Annotated in this window: 15 protein-coding genes; 9 read left to right on the top strand and 6 right to left on the bottom strand. The window is 65.3% G+C overall.

The window, feature by feature from the left end; genetic code table 11:
• Positions 1-143 precede the first annotated feature (143 nt).
• Complete coding sequence (locus tag AC0L3K_RS07690; RefSeq protein WP_473365725.1) at positions 144-1031, bottom strand: LysR family transcriptional regulator; 888 nt, start codon at positions 1029-1031, stop codon at positions 144-146.
• A 120-nt stretch (positions 1032-1151) separates the two neighbouring features.
• Here AC0L3K_RS07690 and AC0L3K_RS07685 point away from each other — a divergent pair, with 120 nt between their 5' ends.
• From AC0L3K_RS07685 to AC0L3K_RS07655, 7 genes are all read left to right on the top strand, one after another.
• On the top strand, positions 1152-2573 hold the full coding sequence (locus AC0L3K_RS07685; RefSeq protein ID WP_473253407.1) for an amidase: 1422 nt from the start codon (positions 1152-1154) through the stop codon (positions 2571-2573).
• 96 nt (positions 2574-2669) lie between these two features.
• A complete protein-coding gene (locus AC0L3K_RS07680; RefSeq protein WP_007593201.1) occupies positions 2670-3620 on the top strand; it encodes an ABC transporter permease in 951 nt (316 codons plus the stop codon).
• Positions 3617-4510: an ABC transporter permease gene (locus AC0L3K_RS07675; protein WP_007593200.1), complete on the top strand. Its 894-nt coding sequence runs from the start codon at positions 3617-3619 to the stop codon at positions 4508-4510. The genes AC0L3K_RS07680 and AC0L3K_RS07675 overlap by 4 nt, the downstream gene beginning before the upstream one ends.
• 2 nt (positions 4511-4512) lie before the next feature.
• A complete protein-coding gene (locus AC0L3K_RS07670; protein ID WP_007593199.1) occupies positions 4513-5526 on the top strand; it encodes an ABC transporter ATP-binding protein in 1014 nt (337 codons plus the stop codon).
• Positions 5523-6527 (top strand): ABC transporter ATP-binding protein, encoded by a 1005-nt coding sequence (locus tag AC0L3K_RS07665; protein WP_007593196.1) that lies wholly within the window; start codon positions 5523-5525, stop codon positions 6525-6527. The genes AC0L3K_RS07670 and AC0L3K_RS07665 overlap by 4 nt, the downstream gene beginning before the upstream one ends.
• 54 nt (positions 6528-6581) lie before the next feature.
• A complete protein-coding gene (locus AC0L3K_RS07660; RefSeq protein ID WP_473365724.1) occupies positions 6582-8075 on the top strand; it encodes an ABC transporter substrate-binding protein in 1494 nt (497 codons plus the stop codon).
• 352 nt (positions 8076-8427) lie between these two features.
• Positions 8428-9402: a magnesium transporter CorA family protein gene (locus AC0L3K_RS07655; protein ID WP_219680993.1), complete on the top strand. Its 975-nt coding sequence runs from the start codon at positions 8428-8430 to the stop codon at positions 9400-9402.
• Between the two features lie 43 nt (positions 9403-9445).
• Here the strand turns inward: AC0L3K_RS07655 and AC0L3K_RS07650 are convergent, their stop codons facing one another.
• Together AC0L3K_RS07650 and AC0L3K_RS07645 are read right to left on the bottom strand one after the other, a co-directional pair.
• Positions 9446-10072 carry an alpha/beta hydrolase gene (locus AC0L3K_RS07650; protein WP_007593191.1) on the bottom strand — a complete coding sequence of 209 codons (627 nt, stop codon included), beginning with the start codon at positions 10070-10072 and terminating at the stop codon, positions 9446-9448.
• Entirely contained in the window at positions 10069-11007 is a 939-nt protein-coding gene (locus AC0L3K_RS07645) for a ring-cleaving dioxygenase (RefSeq protein ID WP_007593189.1), read from the bottom strand. The genes AC0L3K_RS07650 and AC0L3K_RS07645 overlap by 4 nt, the downstream gene beginning before the upstream one ends.
• A gap of 129 nt (positions 11008-11136) precedes the next feature.
• Between AC0L3K_RS07645 and AC0L3K_RS07640 the strand changes: the two genes are divergently transcribed.
• Positions 11137-12048, top strand: coding sequence for a LysR family transcriptional regulator (locus AC0L3K_RS07640; RefSeq protein ID WP_007593186.1), 912 nt, complete (start codon positions 11137-11139; stop codon positions 12046-12048).
• 37 nt (positions 12049-12085) lie between these two features.
• Here AC0L3K_RS07640 and AC0L3K_RS07635 read toward each other — a convergent pair whose 3' ends face one another.
• From AC0L3K_RS07635 to AC0L3K_RS07625, 3 genes are read right to left on the bottom strand one after another with little or no spacing between them, the layout of a single operon-like run.
• A complete protein-coding gene (locus AC0L3K_RS07635) occupies positions 12086-12400 on the bottom strand; it encodes a barstar family protein (RefSeq protein ID WP_473253402.1) in 315 nt (104 codons plus the stop codon).
• A 15-nt stretch (positions 12401-12415) separates the two neighbouring features.
• On the bottom strand, positions 12416-15109 hold the full coding sequence (locus tag AC0L3K_RS07630) for a hybrid sensor histidine kinase/response regulator (protein ID WP_473365723.1): 2694 nt from the start codon (positions 15107-15109) through the stop codon (positions 12416-12418).
• A complete protein-coding gene (locus AC0L3K_RS07625; protein WP_354127529.1) occupies positions 15106-16137 on the bottom strand; it encodes an ABC transporter substrate-binding protein in 1032 nt (343 codons plus the stop codon). The genes AC0L3K_RS07630 and AC0L3K_RS07625 overlap by 4 nt, the downstream gene beginning before the upstream one ends.
• 294 nt (positions 16138-16431) lie before the next feature.
• Between AC0L3K_RS07625 and AC0L3K_RS07620 the strand changes: the two genes are divergently transcribed.
• Positions 16432-17202, top strand: a complete 771-nt coding sequence (locus AC0L3K_RS07620) for a hypothetical protein (RefSeq protein WP_473253398.1) — start codon at positions 16432-16434, stop codon at positions 17200-17202.
• Positions 17203-17246: the final 44 nt, after the last annotated feature.

Below are 17246 nucleotides of genomic sequence, written 5' to 3'. Positions count from 1 at the left end.
TGTTTGGGGGGGGCGCGGCGCGGTTGGGGGGTTCGCCCCCCCAAATACAAAACAAGTGGGTCGCGTGCGGAGAAAACCCCTCACCTGTCTCGCCGCTCTGCGGCGAGCCACCCTCTCCCACAAGGGGAGAGGGGAAGCACGTCTCACAGCCGCGCGACCGCCTTCTCGGCGCATTTCAGGAAAGTATGGATCAGCGGAGTCTGGGAGTCGCGCCGCCAGCAGACCGCGATGTCGATGGAATCGCTTGCATCGCGCAACGGCCGGAACACGACCCCGCGCGGCGCCCCGAGCTGGGCACAGGCCGGCAGGATGGCGAGGCCTTCACCGGCGAGAACCAGGCTCATCGCCGAATGCACCGTCTGCACCCGGCTCGCAATCGGCATCACGATCTGATGCCGCCGCAGCAGGGCTGCGACCGCGGAGGAGGAGGGGTCCCGCTCCGGCGGCGGCAGCGCGATCAGCGGACGGCCCTGTAGTCGTATCATCGGCACCGCGCTCAGGCGCGCAAGCGGCGAACGGTTTGGTACCGCCAGCATGAACGGCTGCGCGCCGATCCGGGCCACCTGGATCTCGGGATGGTTGATGGCTGGCATGCAGAGCGCGACGGTGACGCTGCGGTCGAGCAGCCGCGCCTCGCGGGTCGAAGCACTGAGCTCGGCGAAATCGAGATCGATGCCGGGAATGGATCGCCGGAGCTCGGGGATGAGACGCGGCAGCATCGCGTTCGCCAGCACGAACATGTAGCCGACGGACAGCCGACCACGGCTGCCGGCCGCGACCGCGCGCGCGGCCTCGATGCCGTCAGCCGCCAGCGCCAGCGCCTCGCCGGCGCGCGCTAGCAGCGCCTGGCCCGCTTCGGTCAAATCCATGCCGCGCGTGCCGCGGCGGAACAGCGGCGCGCCGACCTCGGCCTCCAGCTTGCGGATCTGGACCGAGAGCGGCGGCGGCGCCATCCGCAGCCGCTCGGCGGCCTTGCCGACGCTGCGCGCCTCGGCGACGGCGACGAAATAGCGGAGCCGGCGAAGATCCATTGGCATACCGAAAACGTATGGGTTGGTGTTCAAAATCGTATTGGCGGCGAGTTAACAAAACTGTCATCCTGGCTGTCAATGCTATCGGCCACCGGCGGCCGGGTTCGGAGCGAAGTGACGATGAACGGTGATCCCTGCCTGCTGTCCGCAACCGTGCTGCGCGGCCTCATCGCGACAAAGCAGATCTCGCCCGTCGAGCTCACCCGCGCGGTGCTCGCCCGCGCCGAAGCGCTCCAGCCCGAGCTGAACTGCTTCATCACGATCTGCGGCGACGAGGCGCTTGCCGCCGCGCGCGAGGCAGAGCGCAAGCTGATGGCCGGCGGGCCGCTCGGCCTGCTGCACGGCATCCCCGTCACCGTCAAGGACATTGTCAACACCAAGGGCGTGAAGACCAGTTTCGGCGCCATTCCCTACAGGGACAATGTTCCGGACGAGGATGCCGTCGCGGTTGCGCGGCTTCGCGCGGAAGGCGCCATCCTGATCGGCAAGACCACGACGCCCGAATTCGGCAGCAAATGCCTGACCGACTCGCCGCTGTTCGGCCGCACCCGCAATGCGTGGAGCGCCGAGCGTTCCTCCGGCGGCTCCAGCGGCGGCGCGGCGGTGGCGGTGGCGAGCGGCATCGCGCCGCTGGCGATCGCGACCGATGGCGGCGGCTCGACGCGAATTCCCGCCGCCTGCAACGGCGTTGTCGGGCTGAAGCAGAGCAACGGCGTCATCCCGCATAGCCAGGCGCTGGACGTGTTCGGCAACCAGACCTATGTCACGCCGATGACTCGGACCGTCGCCGACACCGCGCTGATGATGCAGGCGATGGCCGGCGAGGATTCTTGCGATCCCTGGTCGATCGGCGTTCCCGTGCCCGACTTCGTCGGCACGGCCGCGCCGCGCGGCGATCTGCGTGGGCAGAAGATCCTGTACTGCCTGTCGCCGCCCGGACGCCCCGTCTCTGCCGATGTCGAGGCCGGCTTCAAGGTGAGCCTCGATCGGTTGGCAGGGCTCGGCGCCGAGCTCGAGGAATTCTCCGGCGAGGGGTTCGACATCGAGCCGATCTGGCGCGCCATCAATCACACGGTCTGGCGGACGCGCTTTGCAAAGCTCGCGGCCGAGCATGGGGACGCGCTGAGCGAGGCCTTCCTCGAGCAGCTTGCGCTTGCCACCGACGTCAGCGGCGTCGCCTATCAAGAGGCGATGTTCGCCCGCACGGCGCTGTTCCGCCGGGTGCAATCCCTGCTTGCGCGCGGGCATTTGCTGGCGATGCCGACCATCACCCGCACCGCCCTGCCGATCGATCAGGATCTGTTCGGCACCATCGAGATCGACGGCAGGCAGTTTGACAGCGTCCGGCCGCACTGGTTTCCTTGGACCATGCCGTTCAACATGACCGGGCACCCCGCGATCAGTCTGCCCTGCGGCTTTGGCCGCGACGGCCTGCCGATCGGCTTGCAACTCGTGGGCCGCTTCCGCAGCGATGCCGACTTGCTGCGCGCGAGCGCGTTGTTCGAAGCCTCGCATGACCTCCTGTCCCGCTGGCCGGCTTGAGGAGAGGGACATGCAAAGGACTTGTTCGCAAAGCACTTGCCTCCGGTGCTCGGACATGTTGATCGTGCTGCGGATGAGCCCTGAATCCGAGCGCGCATGAGCGTATTTGTCCTCCGACGTGTGCTGACCTTGCTGGCGACGCTGGTCGGCGCGTCCGTGATCATTTTCCTGGTGCTGGATGCTCTTCCGGGCAACGCCGCGCAGATGCTGATGGGCGCCGACGCCTCGCCAGATGCGGTCCGCGCGCTCACCGTCAAGCTCGGGCTCGACCAGCCGCTGGCGCTTCGCTATCTGCAATGGATCAAGGGGCTGCTCGTCGGCGATCTCGGCAACTCCTATGTCTACGGCACGCCGGTCGCAAGCCTGATCGCGGAACGGCTGGTGCTGACCATTCCGCTCGCGATGATGTCCATGCTGATCACGGTGACGCTGGCGCTGTCGGCCGGCATCTACACCGCCGCCAACCACAACAAGCTCGGCGACGTCGGCGTGATGTCACTGACGCAGGTTGGCATCGCGCTGCCGAATTTCTGGTTCGCGATCCTGCTGGTGCTGTTGTTTTCGGTGCGGCTGCAATGGCTGTCCGCGGGCGGCTTTCCCGGTTGGGAGGACGGCATCTGGATCGGGATCAAGTCGCTGCTGCTGCCGGCGGTATCGCTCGCGGTGGTGCAGGCCGCGATCCTCGCACGCGTCACGCGCTCGGCGGTGCTGGAAGTGCTGCGCGAGGATTTCGTCCGCACGGCGCGCGCAAAAGGGCTCGGCAAGCGCGAGGTGCTGTGGAAGCACGTGCTGCGCAATGCCATGATTCCCGTGATGACGGTGATGGGCCTGCAATTCGCCAATCTGCTCGCCGGCACCATCGTGATCGAGAACGTGTTCTATCTGCCGGGCCTCGGCCGCCTGATCTTCCAATCGATCGCCAACCGCGACCTCATCGTGGTGCGCAACTGCGTGATGCTGCTCGCGACCATGGTCGTCATCGTCAATTTCGTGGTCGACGTGCTCTATGCCTTCGTCGATCCCCGCATCAAGGTCCACGATCTGTGAGCGCGCCGCTGACCACCCTCGTCGATGCGCCGGCCACAGCGCGCCCTCTGCCGGCCCGGACCTTCTGGCGCCGCGCGCTGCGTCATCGCAGCTTCGTGCTCGGCGGCGCGCTGAGCCTGCTGGTTCTCGCCTCGGCGCTGCTGTCGCTGCTGTGGACGCCTTGGTCGCCCTATGAGATCGACATCGCCGCAAAGCTCCGGCCGCCCTCGGCCGCGCACTGGCTCGGCACTGACGTCTTCGGCCGCGACATCGTCTCGCTGCTGCTGGCCGGCGCCCGCTCCACCATCATGGTCGGCATCATCGCGGTCAGCATCGGCCTCACCTTCGGCGTCTGTCTCGGTCTGATCGCGTCGGCCAGGCGGGGCTGGACCGAAGAGATCATCATGCGCTTCTCCGATTTCACCTTCGCCTTTCCGGCCGTGCTCTCCGCGATCATGCTCGCCGCGGTCGCGGGGCCGGGCATGGTGACCTCGATCGTCGCCATCGGCATCTTCCAGATCCCGACGCTGATCCGGCTGACGCGCGGCTCGGCCAACGCGATCTGGGCGCGCGAATTCGTGCTGGCCGCGCGCGCGGCAGGCAAGGGCAAGTTTCGCATCACCATCGAGCACGTGCTGCCCAACATCCTGTCGATCCTGATCGTGCAAGCGACGATCCAGTTTGCGCTCGCGATTCTTGCCGAAGCCGCCTTGTCCTATCTCGGTCTCGGCACGCAGCCGCCGCAGCCGTCTTGGGGACGGATGCTGAACGACGCGCAGACGCTGCTGTTCCAGTCGCCGATGCTCGCGGTCTATCCGGGCGCTGCGATTGCAATCGCGGTGCTCGGCCTCAATCTGCTCGGCGACGGACTGCGCGATCTGCTCGACCCTCGATTGGCGCGGGAGCGATGAGGATGGGTGAGCGCTCGACCATGCCGCTGATCGAGGTTGCGAACCTGGGCGTGCGCCTCAACACCAGCCGCGGGCCGGCCCAGGCTGTGCGCGGCGTCAGCTTTGCCCTGAAGCGCGGCGAGACGCTCGGGCTCGTCGGCGAATCCGGCTGCGGCAAGTCGGTGACGGCGTTGTCGCTGATGGGGCTGCTGCCGGACAGCGCCGTCGTCACCGGCAGCATCAAGCTGGATGGTGGCGAACTCGCTGGTTTGTCGGACGCGGATTATTGTCGGCTGCGCGGCAATCGCATCAGCATGATCTTCCAGGAGCCGATGACCGCGCTCAACCCGATGCACACGATCGGCCACCAGGTCGCCGAGCCGCTGCGGCGTCACAAGAAATACTCGGCATCGCAGGCGCGGCGAGAAACGATCGCCTTGCTCGACCGCGTCGGGCTGCCCGATCCGGCGAGGCGCGTCGATGCCTATCCGCACCAGTTCTCCGGCGGCCAGCGTCAACGCGTCACGATTGCGATGGCGCTCGCCTGCGAGCCGGACCTTCTGATCGCGGACGAGCCGACCACGGCGCTCGACGTCACCATTCAGGGCCAGATCCTCGACCTGATCGCCGATCTGGTCGAGGAGCGCGGCATGTCGATGATCCTGATCTCGCACGATCTCGGCGTCATCGCCGAGAACGTGCAACGCATGATGGTGATGTACGGCGGCACGATCATCGAGAGCGGACCGACCGACGAGGTGTTCCGCCGGATGGGACATCCCTACACGCAAGGCCTGTTCCGCGCCCGGCCGAAACTCGGCGCACGCAAGGGGACGCGGCTGACGACGATATCGGGCACGGTCCCGGAGCTCGCTGATCTGCCGTCCGGTTGCACCTTCGCCGATCGGTGTCCGCTCGTGATCGAGCAGTGCCGGGCCGCGCTTCCACCGATGGTGGACGTCGGACCCGGCCATTTCGTGCGCTGCATCCGGACCGACGTGTCCATGGCTGAACGCGTCGGAGCGCTGACCGCATGAGCACGGCGCCTCTTCTCGACGTCAAGGATATCGAGCAGCGCTACACGCTGCCGCGCGAAAGCGTGTTCCGCCCGCCGGGGCAGGTGCGCGCGCTCAACGGTGTCAGCGTGCGGGTCGACGCCGGCAAGAGCCTCGGCATCGTCGGCGAATCCGGCTCCGGCAAGTCGACCTTCGCGCGGGTGGTGATGGCGCTGGAGCGGCCGACATCGGGGCAGGTCGCGCTGCTCGGCCGCGACCTCAACCGCATCTCCGCCGACGAATTGCGCCGCGCCCGCCGCGATTTCCAGATGGTGTTCCAGGATCCCTACGGATCGCTCGACCCACGCCAGACCATCGCGCGTATCGTCGCCGAACCGCTCACCGTGTTGGAGGGGATTGACCGCACGACGCTTCGTGCCCGCGTCTCCGCGGTGCTGCGGCAGGTGGGCCTACGCGATGCCGATACGGAGAAATATCCGCACGAATTCTCCGGCGGCCAGCGCCAGCGCATCGCCATCGCGCGCGCGCTGATCACCCAGCCGAAGTTGATCGTCGCCGACGAGCCGGTCTCCGCGCTCGACGTCTCCGTGCAGGCGCAAGTCTTGAACCTGATGCAGGACCTCCAGGAGCAGTTCGGTCTCAGTTACGTCCTGATCAGCCACGATCTCGCCGTCGTCGACTATCTCTGCGACGAGGTCGCGGTGATGTATCTCGGCCGTATCGTCGAGCAGGGGCGGCCGGAGGATTTGTTCGAGCGCTGCGCCCATCCCTATACACGGGCCCTGCTGGATGCCGTGCCGCGGGTGCGCGCCGGCGGCGGCCGGCGCCGGCGCGGGGCCCAGGCGATCGCCTCGCAATCGGCGGTCGCGACCGGGTGTCCCTATGTCTCGCGATGCGCGCTGGCCGATCAGCATTGCTGCGAGGTTCTGCCTGAGCTACGCAAGGTGGGCGAGACGCATCTGGCCGCCTGTCACAAGGCGGAAGCCGTGATGGCGTTGCCGCAATTGCCCGTCGAAGGTTAGCGTCCGCGCCGGGATTGGCGTAGGTTGGGACAACAGAAGGTCGGGGAGTTACGCATGCTCAGGAAATTATTCGTCGTTGCATGTGCCGCTGCGTTTGCTGCGGCACCGTTGCCGGTACTGGCGCAAGGCAAGAAGGACAGCGTCGTCATGGGCATGACGCTGGAGCCCCCCGGGCTCGATCCGACCAACGCCGCCGCAGCGGCGATCGCCGAAGTCACGCTCTACAACATCTACGAGACGCTGACCAAGATCAACGAAGACGGCTCGACCTCGCCATTGCTGGCGGAGAGCTGGACGGCCTCGCCCGATCTGAAGACCTATACGTTCAAGCTGCGCAAGGGCGTCAAATTCCACAATGGCGAGCCGTTCGATTCCGCCGCGGTGAAGTTCTCGTTCGAACGCAATGCTGGTGCCACCAGCACCAACAAGGACAAGAGCCTGTTCCAGAGCTTCGAGTCCGTTGCCGCGCCCGACGCCGACACGGTCGTGATCACCCTGAAAAACCCCGAGCCGAACTTCCCGTTCTTGATGGGGCAGGCAAGCGCCTCGATCGTCGAGCCGAAAAGCGCTGCCACCAATGTCACGCAGCCGGTCGGGACCGGACCTTACCAGTTCGGCGCCTGGGCCAAGGGGTCGTCGATGACCCTGAACAAATGGGCCGACTATCGCAACGCATCCGCGATCAAGCTCTCCAAGGTGACGATCCGTTTCATTTCCGATCCCGCGGCTCAGGCCGCGGCGCTGCTCTCGGGCGACGTAGACGCTTTTCCGCGCATCGCGACTCGCGTCGTTGCCCAGTTCAAGGCCGACCCGCGCTTCACGGTGCTGATCGGCGGCTCCAAGGCCAAGACCATTGTCGCCATCAATCATCGGAAGAAGCCGCTCGACGACGTCCGCGTTCGCCGCGCGATTCTCGCTGCGATCGACCGCAAGGCGATCATCGAGGGGGCCGTCGAAGGATTCGGCACGCCGATCGGCAGCTTCTACACGCCGGGATCGCTCGGCTATGTCGACACCACCGGCATCAACCCTTACGATCCCGAAAAGTCCAAGAAGCTGCTCGCCGAGGCTGGAATCACCGCGCCGCTCGAGCTGTCGCTGAAGCTGCCGCCGCCGCCCTATGCGCGGCAAGGCGGCGAGATTGTCGCGGCCCAGCTTGCCAAGGTCGGCATCATCGCCAAGATCGAGAACGTGGAATGGGCGCAATGGCTGTCGCAGGTGTTCGCGCCCAACAGCCCGCATAATTTCGACCTCACCATCGTCAGCCACGTCGAGCCCTTCGACCTCGTCAAGGTCACCGAGCCGGACTACTATCTCGGCTACAACAACGAGGCCTTCAACGCATTGTACAAGCAGATCGTGTCAACGCCGGACGACACGGCGCGTGCCAGGCTTCTCGGCGACGCCCAGCGTATGCTGGCAACCGACGCAGCCTCCGCCTACTTGTTCCAGCCGCAATGGCCCACCGTCGTCAGCAAGAAGCTGAAAGGCGTCTGGAAGGAAGTCCCGCAGTTCGAGAACGATTTCTCGACATGGAGGTGGGAGTAGCGTCGCGCAGGTCGATTGCGCGATTTCGGTGACGATCTCTCCCAAAGGAAGAGATCGTCACGAGACCGGTCCAAACAAAAACCTGAAAAACAACCCCATGCACAGTAGCCGGGGATAGTCATTTCAATGGCTTGCGCGTCACGCGAATTGAAATGGTTTGCGGCGATGCCGTTGACGCGTCGGGCAAAACACTGGCATGATGGCATGATCGAAGAAGGCCGCGGCCGCTTGGTTTGATTGCGCCGGCCCGATGCTCCCCCGACTTTGAACGTTCGGAACCCTCATGCGTTAGCTCGGCGCAGGATGGCCGCAGGCCGTGCGATCCGGCGCGAGGGTATGCGGAGTTCGATTCTTGCTCAAGCTGTACAGGTGGCCATCCGACGACTGGCAGAAGATCGGCGCGGAGATGCCGTCCGAGATCATCTGGGCTGATCTTTTGGACGCGACCGCTGAGGAAAAGCAGTTCGTCGAACGATTGCTCGGGATACGCGTTCCGTCCGAGGATTCGCTCAGCGAGATCGAAGCGTCGAGCCGCCTGATCCTCGACAACGGCACGCTCTATCTCAGCTCGCCGGCGGTCCGGCTCAACGAGGACAGCGAGGCCGAGATCACGCCGGTGGGATTCGTCATCGGCCCGCGCGTGCTGGTGACGGTGCGCTTCGCGCAGTTGCCGATCTTCGACGACATCGGCAAGCGTATCGGTTCCGATGACAGCCTGGAGAACGGCATGTGCGTGTTCACCAGCCTGGTCGAGGCCATGGTCGACCGCGGCGCCGATGTTCTTGAGCATCTCGGCGCGAAGGTCGACAGGCTCTCGCGGGGCGTCTTCAAGGGCGGGCTCGTCCGCACCAAGCGGCCGGTCCGCTCCAGTCGGCGGATGCGCGAGGCGCTGGAGAACATCGGAGAGCTGGCCGATCGGCTCGCCAAGGCGCGCGATGTCCTGCTTGGCGTCGGCCGCGTCGCCTCGTTTGCCGGCGATGTCGGGAGCGAGTGGATCACGCCCGCGTCGAAAAAGCGTCTCGAGGCCGTCTCGAAGGATGTCGCTTCGCTCGGCGATTACGAGACGCGATTGTCGGACAAGATCCAGCTTCTGCTCGATGCGGTGCTCGGCTTTATCAACATCCAGCAGAACGAGCTGTTCAAGATCCTGACGATCGTCTCAGTCGTGGGCGTGCCGCCCACGATCCTGGTCGGCATCTGGGGCATGAACTTCAAGCACATGCCGGAGCTGGACTGGACGTTCGGCTATCCGCTGGCCTGGCTCGCCATCATTGCTAGCGGCGTGCTGCCGCTGATCTGGTTCAAGCGGCGCGGCTGGTTCGAATGAAATAGCGGCGCACCGTTCGACAACGGTGCGCCGCTCTTCGGGATCAGGCGATTTCGACGGCGAATGTGCCGATCCAGTCGCGGGCGAGCGTCACATCCGCTTGCGACAATTGATGGCCGGCCGGCAACACCTTGTGTTCGACCCGCGCTCCGGCTTCCGACAACAGCGAGGCAAGCTTCGCCGAATTGTTCGCCGGAACGATCGGATCAGCCTGCCCTGACAGAAGCAGGACGGGCTTGCCGCCGAGCTCGGCCTTCGGCGGATCCGACAGCGGCACCATGGCGCGGAGCAGGATCGCGCCTGCCAGCACATCCGGCTCCAGCAGCAACAGCGCGGTTGCGATGTTGGCGCCGTTGGAGAAGCCGACCGCGATCGGCGCGGCGATGCCGTAGCGCTGCCGCGCCTCGCTGACGAAATCGCCGAGTTCGTGCGCGCGGCGGCGCACGTCGTCCTCGTCGAACACGCCTTCGGCAAGACGGAGGAAGAAGCGCGGCATGCCGTGCTCCAGCACGCGGCCGCGCGGCGAGAGCAGGGCCGAGCCGGGCGAGATCATCTTGCCAAGCCCGAGCAGATCGTTCTCGTCGCCACCGGTGCCGTGCAGCAGCAGGAGCGGAGGGGAGCCCGCGCCGGTCGCGGGCTCGAAGCGATGGACGAATGAATTCTCGGTCACGACACCCTCTCTTCCAAATTGGGCAGAACACCCTCGATCTGCTTGCGCTGCGCTTCGAGGAAGCTCGGCAGCTTCAGGTCGCGTCCCAGCGTCGCGACGGGCTCGTCGACGGCGAAGCCGGGGATATCGGTCGCGATCTCGAACAGCACGCCGCCAGGCTCGCGGAAGTAGATGGAGCGGAAGTAGTTGCGGTCCCTCTGCTCGGTCGGATGCAGGCCGTGATTGCTCACGAGCCTTTGCGCCATCTTGCCCTGCTCGGCATCGTCGGCCGCGCGGAAGGCGATGTGATGCACGGAGCCGCCACCTTGGTGCCCGCGCAAAAAGCCCTTGGCCTCGTAGATGTCGACGACGCTGCCTTCGACGTCGCCCGGCGCCTTGAAGCGGATCACCGAGCCTTCGCGCGCCGTCTCCTTGAAGCCGAACACGTCGGTGAGGACGGCCGCCGTCTTTGCCGCGCTGTCGAGCAGCAAGGTCACGCCGTGGAAGCCGCGGATCGCATGCTCGGCGGGGACGTCGCCATTGCTCCAGCCGGGCTCGCTCTCGGCACCGGGAATGCCCACGAGCGCGAGTGCCATGCCATCGGGGTCCGTGAACGGCAGCACGGATTCGCCAAAGCGCTTCTCCAGCGCCTCGTAAGCGATGCCCTTCTCGACGAAGCGCTGCGTCCAATAGCCGAGCGAGCTTTGCGGCACGCGGAAGGCGGTCTGGTGCGTCTCGCCGACGCCGCGGCGCCCGGCCGGCACGCCGGCCCAGGGAAAGAAGGTCAGGATGGTGCCGGGGCGGCCGGTCTCGTCGCCATAATAGAAATGATAGGTGCCGGGATCGTCGAAATTGACCGTCTTCTTGACGAAGCGCAGGCCGAGATCACGGGTGTAAAAGCCGAAGTTCCTGATGGGGTCGCCCGCGATCGCGGTCACATGGTGCAGTCCAGACATCGTCGTCCTCCTGAATTCGGGGAGCGGTCTTGCTCCGACCGGAAATATCGTTCCGCTTTGGATTGGAGACAATCCATGCAAATATGACGTCAATGTCTACGATCTGGAAACAATCGCTGGCGCCAACCGATGGATAAGGTCGCCAGCCTCCGGGCCTTCGTAAAGGTGGTCGAAAGCGGCAGTTTTGCCGAGGCGGGCCGGCAGTTACGGCTGTCGCGCTCGGCGATCAGCAAATACATCGCCGACCTCGAAGAAAGCCTCGGCGTGCAGCTCCTGAACCGGACCACGCGCCATGCGAGCCCGACCGAGAACGGCCAGCGCTATTTCGAGCGCGCGGTTGTGATTCTCTCGGAGATCGAGGCGGCCGACCAGGCCGTGACGCAAGCCCAGTCGGCGCCGCGCGGCCTGTTACGCGTCAACGCGCCGATGTCGTTCGGCACCCTGCGGCTCGGGCCGGTGCTTGCCGATTTCATGGCGCGGTATCCGGAGCTGCAGCTCCAGCTCGTGCTCAGCGACGATCTGCTCGATCCCGTCCAGGACGGTTTTGACGTGACCTTGCGCATCGCGGAATTGGAATCGTCGAGCTTGATCGCGCGAAAAATCATGCCGGTGGCGCGCATGATCTGCGCTTCACCCGATTATCTCGCGCGTCACGGCACCCCAAAACATCCGCAGGATCTGCGCGGGCACGCCTCGCTGACCTACGGCTTCCTGCTCACGGGCAATCAGTGGAAGCTCACCGGCATCGACGGCGATCACTGGATCCAGCCGGCCTGGTCGCTCTGCGTCAACAATGCCGAAGTGCTGCGCGATGTCGCGATCAAGGGCAGGGGGCTCGCGCTGCTCCCGGAGTTCATCGCCGCGGATGCTTTGCGAAAGGGCGAACTGCGAACGGTGCTGGACGAGTATTCCGCGCCGCCGCTCGCGCTCTATGCGGTCTATCCGCCGACCCGGCATCTGTCGGTGAAGGTGCGGCTGTTCATCGATTTCCTGGTGGAGCGGTTTGGCCGGGATGACGAAGCGGGTGTGCGAACCCGCTAACGGGGCGCAGGGCTATGAGCGCACGACCAGATTTTCCCTAGTTTTCGATCTCGAACCGAACCGCGACATCCTCGCCAACGCGCGCAAGCCTACGCGCTCGTGTCCTCGCAATCGCAGATGAAAAGTCGTGGACCATCTCCTTGACTTCGGGCACCAATTTGGCCGTGTTCACGACTTTGATTACATAGGGAGGTTTGAGGGCGTTCATCCCGCCTCCAAAAATCGAGTCTAGAAAAGCTCCCATAATGTCGCCATGCCATTCCGGCGCCCCTATCGCAATCTTAAGCGCCAGTCGAAAGTCCTGAACAGTTTTCCAGCTGCTGCCGTCGAGTTTTATTTCGTGCATCGTCATTACCGGGGGGATCGTCTAGTTGACCGTACGATCTTCGGCAGGCCAGAGCAATTCATCCAGCGTACTCATCGAAGCGTTTCGAATCGCGGCGAGCTCGCGTGCGGCGCTCTGGGATTCGGGCGAGGACATCGAGGCTGCTGCTTGCTCGACCTCGCTGCAGCGCTCGAACAGGCGGACCAGGCCGAGCGCGCCGGCGGCGCTGCCGAGCTGGTGCGTGGACCGCGCGAGCTGCTTGCGATCGCCGGCCGCGGCGGCTTCGATAATGTCCGTGATCAACTTCTCGCTGGTCTCCCGCAACAAATGATGGAGTTTTGCGATCTGTGCCGCGCCCAGCAGCTCCTTCTGGTCGGCGAGGAAATGCCGGTCGATCAATGCGCCTGCGGCGAGTTGCGCCGCGGCTGGCTGGTTCTGGGCATCGTCCTCGATCGCCTCGCGCAGCGCATTGATCAGGATCGGTTTGCTGACGATTCTGGCAATGCCTGCGTCTGCAAGCCGCTCGCGGGCGCGGCGCGACATGTCGGCGGTTACCGCGATGATGCGCGGCATGGTCGGCAGACCGAGCTTTCGGATTCGCGATGCCGCCTCGACGCCGTCCATGTCGGGCATGTGCAGATCCATCAGGATGATATCGAACGCGTGATCGCGGGCGAGTGCGATGGCCGACGCGCCGTTCGTGGCAATGGTGGCGTGGTGGCCGAGCCTCTTCAACATCGCTTCGCCGACCTCGCAATTGACGGGGTCGTCGTCGACCAGTAGCACGCGGAGCTGCCGCGATGGCGGCTGGTCCGCGCCTTGCGCGATGCCGCTCGCGGCGAAGCCAAGCGGGACCTCAAGCATGAACGAGCTGCCCGCACCCGGCGTGCTCGCTACCGTCAACTCGCCGCGCATCAGGCGGGTGAGGCGCCGCGCGATCGCCAGTCCGAGCCCGGTACCGCCGAACCGCCGCGCGATGCTGTCGTCGGCCTGGACGAAATCCTCGAAAATCCGCTCGTGCATGTCGGGCGCGATGCCAATGCCGGTATCGCGAACGGTGATGCGCAGCAGGACATGATCGTCATGTCCGTCGGCCGTTGCGCTCAAGCCGATGCCGCCGCGCGGGGTGAACTTGATCGCGTTGCCGATCAGATTGAGCAGAATGCGATTGAGCCGCACCGGATCGCCATGCACGGAGGTATTGACCGTCGCATCGCAGGCGAGATCGAAGGTCAGGCCCTTGCCGAAGGCCTGCGGACGCATCAGATCGGCGGCCGTTTCGATGAGCTGGTCGAGGCGGAAATCGCGGGTCTCCAGAGTCTCGGCGCTGGCCTCCAAGCGCGCATATTCGAGGATGCCGTCGACCAGCGCGATCAGCGTTTCGCCCGACGCGGCCGCGGTCGTGAGGTGGCGCCGCTGCGCTTCGCCGAGGCTGCCGTCGTCGAGCGTTTGCAGCACGCCCATGACGCCGTTCAGCGGCGTGCGCAGCTCGTGGCTGACGACCGCGAGAAAGCGCGATTTGGTCTCGTTGGCCGCGACCGCCGCGCTGCGCGCGCGCTCGGCGGCATCGTGCTCGGCAAGGGCCTGGTCGCGGGTCTTTTCCAGTTCGGAGGTGCGCTCGATCACCTTGCGCTCGAGCGTCGCATAGGATTCGCGCAAGTGAGCGGCCATCCGGTTGAACTGATCGCCCAGCGCCTCCAGCTCGTCACCAGTCTTGATCGCGAGCCGCAGGCCGAGGTCGCCACTGCCGATCCGCCGCGCGCCTTGCGTCAGGATCTGGATCGGCACGGTCATGCGCCGGCTTAGAAACAGAGAGACCAGCACCGCACATGCCAGCAGGATGACCAGGAGAAAAGTCGAGCGTCCGATCGACGCATAGATCGGCGCGTAGGCTTCGGTGAGCGGCAGCTCGACGAACACCAGCCAGCCCAGCGAGGGGACCGTCGCGTAGGTCGACAGCACGCGTTGACCGGACGGATCTTCCTTGACCAGGCCGCCGGCGGGCGGCCCGACGCCATCGAGCGCGGCGCGCACGTCGGCATGGCCGGAGAGATCGCTGCGACGCAATGCCGGCCACAAATCGGGATGCGCGATCAACAACCCCATCCGATCGACCACATAGGCCTTGCCGGTGTTGCCGACTCTGATCCCGGCGACGAGGTCCCAGATGAAGCGAAGATTGACCTCGGCGACAATCACATCCGGCGTGAGGCCCGTTCCGCGCGTGGCGAGCGTCATGAACGGCTCGGTGTCGCCGAGGAAGTAGACCGGCCCGTAATAGGCGCGGCTTTCATTGGCGCCGCGGAAGGCCTGCGAAGCGGAGAGGTCGGCCTTGCTGCCGATCCTGTCCGCGACACGGCGCGACACGCGCACCTGCTCGCGGCCTTGGGCGTCGAGCTCGGCGATTTCCGCGATCGCAGGCGAGAGGCGCAGGAGGCGGATGGCGTTAAGGCGCTGGTCCTCGTTCGTGGACAACTCGGGGGGCAGGCGCGAGAGCCACCTGATCTGGTTTTCGATCTGGCCGATGAACTGGCCGATCTGGATGGCGGCGCTTGCCGCCTGCTCGCGCTGGGTCGCCGCCAGGAGCTGCTTCTGCTCGCGATAGGAGAACCAGACGTCGAAGCCGGTGTTGATGGCGAGCGCGGCAAAAGCGAGTGCGACGATCGAGTAGAGATATTTGCGGAACAGCCGGCCGGGAGGTGGCCGCAGATCTCCCTGGTCGATCGTCTCGTTCACTCGCGGATCTCGTCGGCGCGCGCGAGCAGCGTGAATGGGATCGTCAAATCCAGCGTGCGGGCGACCGTGCGGTTGATCAGGAGCTCGTATTTCCGCGGCGACTGCACCGGCAGATCGCCGGCCTTGGTGCCGCGCAGGATGAGATCGACATAGTCAGCCGAGCGCACTTCGAGCGTCGGCCCGTAGCTCATCAGCCCGCCCGCATCCATGAAATAGTAGAACGGGTAAATCGTGGGCACGCGATATTTGGCCGCCGCGGCCACCGCAGCCTGCCGGTGGACCACCAGGAAGCTGTCGACCAGCGCAATCATCGCCGCCTTGGGCGCTTCGGAAAAGGGCCTGACGGCTTCGTCGATCTCCGATGGCGCGCTGACGGGGGCGGGGACCACGGACACGCCGGACAGTGCTGCCTCTTGCTCGATGGAATCGAGGAAGAAGCGGCCGCCGCGAGGCGTGGTCGCCGGGTTGTACAGGATACCGACGCGCGCAAGATCCGGCACGGCCTCCCGGATGAGCTGAAGCCATTTGCCACCCATCTCGGCGCTGCTGTTGGTGAAGCCGGTCACGTTGCCGCCGGGGTGGGCGAGGCTTTCGACGAAGCCGTTGCCGACGGGATCGTTGGCGGTCGCGAACACGATCGGGATGGTTTTCGTGGCTTCCAGGACGGCCGCGGTTTCGACCGTCGAGCCGGTCAGGATCACATCCGGCTTGAGCGCCAGCAATTCCTGAACTGCGGTTTTCAGTCTATCCGGCGCGCCGAAGGTCGAACGGAGCTCAAGGCGGAAATTGACCCCTTCGACCCAGCCTCGCTGCCTCAAGCCCACGATGAGGCCACCCAAGCGGGAGGTCGGGCTGTCGATCATGCTCCTTCTGGTCAGTTCGTCGTCTAGCGGCAACGCCGTCAGCGATGCCACGACCCGCACGCGATCAGATGCTGCGCCGAGCGCCAGCCACCCCGCGGCGGTTGTGCCCGCAAGGCGAATGAACCCGCGGCGATCGACCGCGAGAGCGGAAGGCCGTTCGGTCATGGATGTCTTTGCATGATGGCTTGCCCCAACCCGATGCTTAGCGCGAACGGCCGGCATCCACAATTGATGAAAAAATGCGTTTGTGACTGCTCATTCGCAGCGTTTGGCGGCCCGATACCGTATTCCTACGCCGCCAAAGAGTCGCTGTTTCGAACCTTGCCTCCTCCGTGACACCTTGTAACGCACCGCGGCGTTGCAACATTTTCCGTCTCGGTCGTGATGACGGTTCGGGGAGGCCGATTTCGTAGCTGCCGATTTTTGAAGCGTTGTTTCATATTTTTTCGAAGGTTTTCGATGCGCAAAATCTATCTCGTTCCGGCCCTCGTCGGCCTGCTCACCACCGTTGCAGCGGGACCCCTTGCGGCCCAGGGCGCCGTACCGAAGCAAAAAGCTGCGCCGGCACCGAAAGCCGCCGGTGCAGCTCCCGCAGCAGCCGGTACGCCGGTCGCCGCCGGCGCGACGTCGGCAGCCGCGGCCGAGACAGCGGCCCCGGACGACAAGTCCAAGGCGACCGATTCCAAGGCGATCGACGGCTTCCGCTCCGCCAAGTTCGGAATGAACGAGGCCGACGTGCGCGCGGCGATAGCCAAGGACTTCGGCGCAAAGCCCGACGCCGTCAGGGCGCAGGACAATGCGTCCGAGCTGACGCACAGTCTGCTCTATTCGGCGCCCGAACTGCTGCCGAACGGCGGCACCGCCGAGCTTTCCTACGTGTTCGGCTACAAGTCCAAATCTCTGATCCAGGTCGGCGCGGTCTGGTCGAAAGGCACCGACGCGACGATCACGCCGGAGAAGCTGTTCTCCAACGCCAACATCCTGCGCGCCCATTTCCTCAGCGAGGGCTTCAAGCCCGACTCCATCGCGGTCAACATGCCCGTCAACGGCGGCATCGTGATGTTCCGCGGCAGTGACGCCAAGGATCGCTCGGTCATCCTGCTTCTCCAGGGCACGTTCGAGAACAAGGACAACAACCAGCGCGTGCTGACGCCGACCAGCCTGCTGCTGTTCTACGTGGCCGACGCCAAGAGCCCCGACATCTTCAAGCTGCCGCCCGGCCAGTTCTGATGCCGCGCTGCCACGACATTCTCCCACCCGGTTGTGGATCGGCC

Source organism: Bradyrhizobium sp. MI1.10 (assembly GCF_055811035.1).
This window is presented reverse-complemented; position numbering and strand designations above follow the sequence as displayed.